The organism is Carnobacterium sp., from assembly GCF_040274425.1.
Map to the genome: position 1 here is coordinate 1 of NZ_JBEMBC010000102.1, position 7,123 is coordinate 7,123.

A 7,123-nucleotide genomic window follows, 5' to 3' on the forward strand; every position below is an offset into this window, starting at 1 on the left:
TTACTGGTTCTGTTACTGGTTCTGTTACTGGTTCTGTTACTGGTTCTGTTACTGGTTCTGTTACTGGTTCTGTTACTGGTTCTGTTACTTCGTCTTTTGAAGTAGTTGGTTCTTCTATAATTTCTGATTCAATAGGTTCACTAATAGCCTCATCATTATTTTCTACTACTTCCTCTGTCGGAATATCTTTTTCAATCTCTGTTGTTTCTTCTGCTACTTCTGTTTGGGGCTCTTCTATAACTACTGCAGCAGTTTCTTCAGCTTGTTCTTTGGCAGTTTCTTTTTCAGGTACATCAACTTCAGATTCGTCTACTCCTTCTGAAAAATCTGTTTCTGGTGTATCATTATCTAGAATTTTAGTTTCATCAATAACAGAGTCCCTTGATTCATCTGTTGGTTCAATAGCTGTAGTTGTTTCTGTCTCTTTGTTTAATTCTGCGTCTTCTAAAGCTATTATAAATAATTCATCAATTTCTTCGGTTGATAATTCGTCAAATGTTAAAGAATCAAAATGTTCAGGTGACAGAACTAATTTAAGTTCACTAATAAGTTGTTGTTTTTCAGTGGCATCTTCTGGTATGTAATCGCTATCGTCTGCTTCTATGGCTACTTTTTGGCCTTCTTCAGTTGCAGTATTATTCTGTTCAATTGTTTCTTCCAATTTTTTACTACTGGTCTCAGCTAATTCATTTGCACTAGCTGATGCAGAGAATGTTGGAAATGCTAGTAAACTCACTAATAAAGTCGTACTGAAAACAGCTGTGCCTTTTTTGATCAATCCATTAGCGTTCTCTGATTGAACAAAGTTTTTTTGATTCTTTACAGCTGAAATTCTTTCTTTTCTTGTTTTTTCCAAAGTGAGTACCTCCTATTTTTTATTTTCACCATTTTTAGGGGTTAATTTTCATACAACTATTGCTATTTTATTATATCTTTACCACACTTATAATGAAAGGTTAACTTAATGAGATAGCCATTTTTTAATATACGTTACATAAACGTAATATAGTTAAATTAAAACTTCTATCTACGTTTGGCATAAAACAAAAAAAGACCTACAATTTAATTATGAGGTCTTTCCATCATTTTTATTTTAAGCAAAAAAAGTATCCATTATCCAATCTTGTTGTAAAAGAAAATATGTATCTTTATTATACGGCAACCAAAGATCAGCATTCATGATGTCTAGAATAGATTCCCAAAATACAAGATCTGTCTGTTGTTTTTTTGTTGTATTAATCGTTATAATTTCTCCACTTTCTGTTTGTCCTATAATTTTTGGAAATCGAATACTTTTTATCTGACATGTACCTACTGTTTCACCATATTCACTGTCATCAATTAGCAATGTATTCACTCCTTTTTATCTAGTGTCTTTATTATAGCCTTCAACTATTAAAAAAGAGATAAGAAACAATGAATTTTTTAAGACGTATCACTTTAAACTAAGTTACTTTTATTGTTAAATAAGTCTTTTAGTTTATTACATACCTTGAGTATGCTAAACTTATTTTTTAAGTATGCATATTTATTTGTTGTATCCATTTTATAGAAAGTATGAGAAAAAATATGAAACCATATATGAATAAGTCTTTTTATACCTCACCATATTTTGTGTTGAGTTTACTATTACTCGCCCCTTTTAGTATTTTTGCATTTGGAGTCGCCGAGCAATCAAGTTGGCTAACTTCATTTGACCGATTTTTTGCTTCTCCAATTTTAGTCAATCGCTCTCCAGTAAAAACAACATTTTATTCTTTGTTAACTGATTTAGGAGGTACTTTTTTTATTGTTTTACTGACTATTTTAGTTGGTCTTTACTTCATATTGCGGAACAAAGATTCCAAAACCGCTTATTGGTTTGTCTTTAATGTTGCTTTTGGAGCAGGTTTATTAAATCAACTGGTAAAGTTTCTTTTTCAAAGAACACGTCCTACTATTGAACACCTTGTCGTACAAGATGGATATAGCTTTCCTAGCGGTCATTCTATGGCTTCCTTAATTTGTTACGGAGGAATCGCCTTTTTAATTATTCAGTTCACGCGTAAGAAATGGATTAAATGGTTAGTTGGTCTATTAGCAGCTTTAATCATTATTATTATTGGTATCAGTCGAATCTATTTAGGCGTTCATTTTCCATCAGATGTAGTTGGTGGTTTTTGCTTAGCAGGTTCTTGGTTATCCCTTTCTACTGCTTTTTATTCTAATAAAATAAGAAGTCAGCGTTAATTATCCAGTTTATTATGTATAGTTTGTTAAAAAAAACTAGAAACTAAATTGTAATCTATGAGACAGAGTTGAACTAAACTCTGTCTCTTTTTATAGTTCTATATAAATAAGCACATGTTAAAATAGAATAAACTAGTTTGTTTATATGTAAATGGGAGGAATTAGCTATGCTTGAAAATGCACTCCATTATAGTCGCACATTGTTAACAAATACTCTACTACCTGGAGATAGTGTCATTGATGCAACTGTTGGTAACGGAAATGATACCGTACTTTTAGCAACATTGGTCGGTAAATACGGAATGGTATATGGTTTTGATTTACAAAAAAAAGCTATTGAAAAGACAAAAGAAAAACTTTTATTAACTAGCCTCTCCAGCCAAGTAAGGCTTTTTAATCAAGGTCATGAAACAATAGGTTCTGTATTACCACAAGATACTCCTATAGCAGGAGCAATTTTTAATTTAGGCTACTTACCTAATGGAGACAAAACAATTATTACAACAGGAGAAACTACTTTGATAGCTATTAAAGAAATACTATCCCGGTTAAGAAAAGGAGGATTACTCTTATTAGTTGTCTATCATGGTCATATCGGAGGAAAAGAAGAAAAAGATGCAGTTCTAACTTATGTCCAAAAACTCTCTCAAACTGATTATACTGTTTTGCGCTACGACTTTCTGAACCAAAAAAACAACCCTCCCTTACTCATTGCTATTGAAAAAAAATAAAAAAAGGAACGGAGGTTTGCCCTCGTTCCTTTTACTTTCTACTAAACTTGTTTATTCAGCTAAAAATGTCTTTAAACTTTCTACTTTATCTGTATGTTCCCAAGTCAAATCAATATCCGTCCGTCCAAAATGCCCGTACGCTGCGGTTTGTTTATAAATAGGTCTTTGTAAATCTAGCATTTTGATAATACCAGCTGGTCTTAAATCAAAATTAGCACGTACAGCTTCGATTAAACGAGATTCAGCAACCGTTCCAGTATCAAATGTATCTATAGCAATTGATACCGGATGAGCAACTCCTATTGCATAAGCTAACTGTACTTCACATTTATCTGCAAAACCTGCAGCTACAATATTTTTGGCAATATAACGAGCTGCATAACTTGCTGATCTATCTACTTTTGTAGGGTCTTTCCCAGAGAAAGCACCTCCACCATGACGAGCATATCCGCCATAAGTATCAACGATAATTTTACGCCCAGTTAGACCTGCGTCTCCTTGAGGTCCTCCAATAACGAAGCGACCGGTTGGATTAATGAAATATTTCGTATCTTCATCTAATAACTCATTAGGAATTTCATGTTTGATTACTAATTCAATCATATCTTTTTTCAATAGTTCATATGTCACATCTGGATGATGTTGAGTGCTGATAACAATAGTATCTACACGTAATGGTTTATTATTTTCATCATATTCAATCGTAACTTGAGCTTTCGCATCTGGTCTTAAATAAGAAACCAGCTTTTCTTTTCTGACTACAGCTAAGCGTTTTGTCAGGCGATGGCTCAATGAAATTGGCAATGGCATTAATTCAGGTGTTTCATTTACAGCAAAACCAAACATTAACCCTTGATCACCTGCACCAATTTGATCTAATTCATCTTGATTTGTTTCTTTTGATTCAATAGACTCGTCAACACCTTGTGCTATATCTCTTGATTGCTCATCAATAGAAACAATTACTGCACATGTATCTGCATCAAATCCGTATTTAGCTCTAGTGTATCCAATATCACGAATTGTATCACGTACCGTTTTTTGAATATCTACATAGGTTGAGGTAGATATTTCTCCAGCTACTAATACTAATCCTGTTGTCACGATTGTCTCACATGCTACTCTAGCATCTGGATCTTTTGATAAAATTGCATCCAATATAGCATCACTAACTTGATCCGCTATTTTATCTGGATGTCCTTCTGAAACAGATTCAGAAGTAAATAGTTTTCTTTCTGTCATTACTTTGTTCCCCCTTTAAATTTTCGGTTACAAGGCTTCTCCACTTTTAAAGTGAATCCTCTCGGGAATCCGATTTGCAAACCTTATACATTTTACCATAATTCGTACTTTATTAGTATTAAATCTACTAAAAATAGTGAATTTGATCAAAAATACCGTACTTTCTTGCCATTCAGTTTATTTATTCTTCATTTCTCTATACCATTAACCCATTTTTAGGTAAAATAAGATTAGACAAATCACTAAAAGGAGTTTTTTCATTGGTGCACTCTATTTATAAATCTATCACACATTATCTTTATCATCCTTTATTTTTAATTCTCGTTATTCCTTTATCTTATTTATTAATAGGTACACTTTATGCTGGCCAATATAGTTCATTTAATTTTATACGTTTCCTCCTATTATATAGTTTTATTTTTTTAAACCACTTATTAGGAAATTTTTTATTTAAAACCATCAAATCATCTTTTTCATTTAATCATATTCCATTTCTTATATTTGAGGCATTAAACCTACTGATCATCTATTACTTTGCTTACAACATCCATTACTTAGTAGGATTATTATGTTTCTTCTATAGCTTGGTGATTCAGTTGCAATTTTATCTCGTTAAACAAGGTTATCCATGGCTGATGTTATTTTTTTCTAGTGTATTTAAGGGTGGTATATTAACTTATCTGAGTTTTTTTGTTCAAGCAAATTTCATCCCTAATACACTTTTTTATTGGAGCATTCCCTTAATATTAATGGTCTTTTTAGTTGAACTAGGAAAACTTCAATTAAACTATAGAAGAATTAATGGACCGTTAAACGAACACAACCCAAATAACCTTTTTCTAGAACACAGAAACTTCCAACGTATCGTTTTATATTTACTAATTCTGATTTATGTAGTCAGTTTTATCCTTTTTATTCCTACTTTCAAGAGCCTATTGTTTATATTTATACTTACTTTACCTTTTACTATTAAGGTGGTTCAATTGTCTTTTTCTACAAAAGAATCAATTTCAACTAAATTAACACAAAGAACTTTGCAACTCTGTTCCATTACTTTTTTTATCTCTTTTAGTATAATGCTCTTTATTTATAATTTTTGAGGCTATTCTCTTAAAGGGGCTGTATAATTTTTGGTGTGGATGAAGAAATTCATTCACACCTATTTTTGTGCAAAAAAATAGAAACATATGAAATTTCCAGTTAGAATAAAGTCACCACAACTCACTAGAAAGGAAAATTCATATGCCTCGTAATAATTGTATCCGAATTGCACTCGATTTAAAAGATAAAAACATTCTTTTTGATGAAAACTTTTGTGAGGAGAAGAGAATCAAAGGATTCAGATCAAAAGTTTACTATGCCACTTTAACGTATCAGCCTTCTCACTGCGAGTGTTGCGGGATGAAAAATCACTCCTACTCTATTGTTAAGAATGGGTATTTAACCTCTAGGGTTAAATGGGTCAGCTCTACTCATTATCCAACTTATATTCAGTTAAAGAAACACCGATTTCTTTGTAGAGAATGCGGTGTGACCTTTGTTGCTCAGTCTCCTGAGATCGAACAAGGCTGTTTTATCGCTAAACGGGTCAAACAGTCTATTGCGGTTGAATTAGCCGACACTACTTCTGTAAAAGACCTGTCTAAACGGCATTTTGTTTCTCCTACCACTGCAGACAGAGTCTTGAAACAACTCAACCAGTCTGTTAAAAATAACTTCAAATCCTTGCCGCAACACCTTTCTTTCGATGAATTTAAATCCGTTAAAAACGTCGAAGGAAAAATGAGTTTTATTTATTCCAATGCAGATACACATGAACCGATTGATATCTTGCCAACTCGGCTGCTAACCGCTTTACGCAAGCACTTTCTGCGCTATCCCTATAAAACGAGGATGAATGTAAAAACGATTGTCGTAGACATGAACGCGGCCTACTTTACATTAGTTAAAGACCTCTTTCCTAATGCTAAAGTAATCATTGACCGTTTCCATATCATTCAGTTGCTATCACGTTCGTTGAATCAAACCAGAGTCCAAATAATGAAACGATTCCATACCTCTAATTCAGAAGATTTAAAGAACTACAGAAAATTTAAAAGGTACTGGCAACTTCTATTAAAAGACTCAGATGACTTGAATTTTAAGGATTACCGCTATCAACGACTCTTTAAAAAGCCTTTACCGAATACAGAAATCGTTGACTACCTACTCACGCTCGACGAGACGCTTAAAGCGACATATGATCTGTATCAAAATCTTCTTTATTATTCTAAAAAGAATGACTATAAAGGATTTAAAGACCTTATACTGAAGGCTTCTCCAAAGGAGTTGTCTCCTTTTATGCAGACTGCCTTAAAACCCTGCGTAAACACTTACCTAGGATCAAACATACTTTTATGTATCCCTATTCCAACGGATCTTTAGAAGGGTCAATCAATAAAATAAAAGTCATTAAACGGGTTGCTTATGGTTACCGGAATTTCCAGAACTTTAGATGCCGTATTTTGATTAGTTTTAAAGCGAAAAAAAACAGCGTGAGTCAGTTACCTCACGCTGCCTAAATCAGATTTTTATTTTAACTAAATTTAGCTCATCCACACCATTTGACGAAGAGCCCTTAAAGGTATCACTCGCATGGCGAGTGATACCTTTACTTCTTTATACAATAGAAAAAAGGATAAGAGAAGTTTCCTCTTATCCTTTTTATTCGCCTTATTTTTATGACCCGTACGGGAATCGAACCCGTGATACCGCCGTGAAAGGGCGGTGTCTTAACCGCTTGACCAACGGGCCATTCTAAATTTTAGTACAATGGGCCTAAATGGACTCGAACCATCGACCTCACGCTTATCAGGCGTGCGCTCTAACCAGCTGAGCTATAGGCCCAAAAAAAAAAGCGGGTGACGAGAATCGAACTCGCA

General features: G+C 33.4%; 6 protein-coding genes, 2 tRNA genes, 1 pseudogene and 1 riboswitch. Of the genes and pseudogenes, 4 read left to right on the forward strand and 5 right to left on the reverse strand.

Going from position 1 to position 7,123, the window contains the following annotated elements:
- Window positions 1-856 (reverse strand): annotated as a pseudogene (locus tag ABS911_RS13405) (LysM peptidoglycan-binding domain-containing protein); the annotation flags it as partial.
- Window positions 857-1,093: 237 nt separating this feature from the next.
- Window positions 1,094-1,348 (reverse strand): hypothetical protein, encoded by a 255-nt coding sequence (locus tag ABS911_RS13410; RefSeq protein ID WP_350467980.1) that lies wholly within the window; start codon window positions 1,346-1,348, stop codon window positions 1,094-1,096.
- A gap of 221 nt (window positions 1,349-1,569) precedes the next feature.
- Between ABS911_RS13410 and ABS911_RS13415 the strand changes: the two genes are divergently transcribed.
- Both ABS911_RS13415 and mnmM read left to right on the forward strand, forming a co-directional pair.
- Window positions 1,570-2,229, forward strand: a complete 660-nt coding sequence (locus tag ABS911_RS13415; protein ID WP_350467981.1) for a phosphatase PAP2 family protein — start codon at window positions 1,570-1,572, stop codon at window positions 2,227-2,229.
- A 167-nt stretch (window positions 2,230-2,396) separates the two neighbouring features.
- A complete protein-coding gene (gene mnmM / locus ABS911_RS13420) occupies window positions 2,397-2,960 on the forward strand; it encodes a tRNA 5-(aminomethyl)-2-thiouridylate-methyltransferase MnmM (protein WP_350467982.1) in 564 nt (187 codons plus the stop codon).
- Window positions 2,961-3,011: 51 nt separating this feature from the next.
- On the opposite strand, the gene metK is transcribed toward mnmM, so the two are convergent.
- Window positions 3,012-4,202 (reverse strand): methionine adenosyltransferase, encoded by a 1,191-nt coding sequence (gene metK, locus ABS911_RS13425; protein WP_350467983.1) that lies wholly within the window; start codon window positions 4,200-4,202, stop codon window positions 3,012-3,014.
- Window positions 4,200-4,287, reverse strand: a riboswitch (SMK box riboswitch). It overlaps the preceding gene by 3 nt.
- 1,157 nt (window positions 4,288-5,444) lie before the next feature.
- Here metK and ABS911_RS13430 point away from each other — a divergent pair.
- Together ABS911_RS13430 and ABS911_RS13435 are read left to right on the forward strand one after the other, a co-directional pair.
- Complete coding sequence (locus ABS911_RS13430) at window positions 5,445-6,626, forward strand: ISL3 family transposase (RefSeq protein ID WP_350467984.1); 1,182 nt, start codon at window positions 5,445-5,447, stop codon at window positions 6,624-6,626.
- Window positions 6,599-6,763, forward strand: coding sequence for a transposase (locus ABS911_RS13435; protein ID WP_350467985.1), 165 nt, complete (start codon window positions 6,599-6,601; stop codon window positions 6,761-6,763). The genes ABS911_RS13430 and ABS911_RS13435 overlap by 28 nt, the downstream gene beginning before the upstream one ends.
- A 160-nt stretch (window positions 6,764-6,923) precedes the next feature.
- On the opposite strand, the gene ABS911_RS13440 is transcribed toward ABS911_RS13435, so the two are convergent.
- A tRNA-Glu gene (locus ABS911_RS13440) sits at window positions 6,924-6,995 on the reverse strand.
- A 19-nt stretch (window positions 6,996-7,014) separates the two neighbouring features.
- Window positions 7,015-7,088: transfer RNA gene (locus tag ABS911_RS13445), tRNA-Ile, on the reverse strand.
- Between the last annotated feature and the right edge of the window lie 35 nt (window positions 7,089-7,123).

Bases quoted from the DNA above. Each gene is read 5' to 3' on its own strand.
- ABS911_RS13435 (WP_350467985.1), top strand. From the start codon at position 6,599: ATGTATCCCTATTCCAACGGATCTTTAGAAGGGTCAATCAATAAAATA.
- metK (WP_350467983.1), bottom strand. From the start codon at position 4,202: ATGACAGAAAGAAAACTATTTACTTCTGAATCTGTTTCAGAAGGACAT.
- ABS911_RS13430 (WP_350467984.1), top strand. From the start codon at position 5,445: ATGCCTCGTAATAATTGTATCCGAATTGCACTCGATTTAAAAGATAAA.
- ABS911_RS13415 (WP_350467981.1), top strand. From the start codon at position 1,570: ATGAAACCATATATGAATAAGTCTTTTTATACCTCACCATATTTTGTG.
- mnmM (WP_350467982.1), top strand. From the start codon at position 2,397: ATGCTTGAAAATGCACTCCATTATAGTCGCACATTGTTAACAAATACT.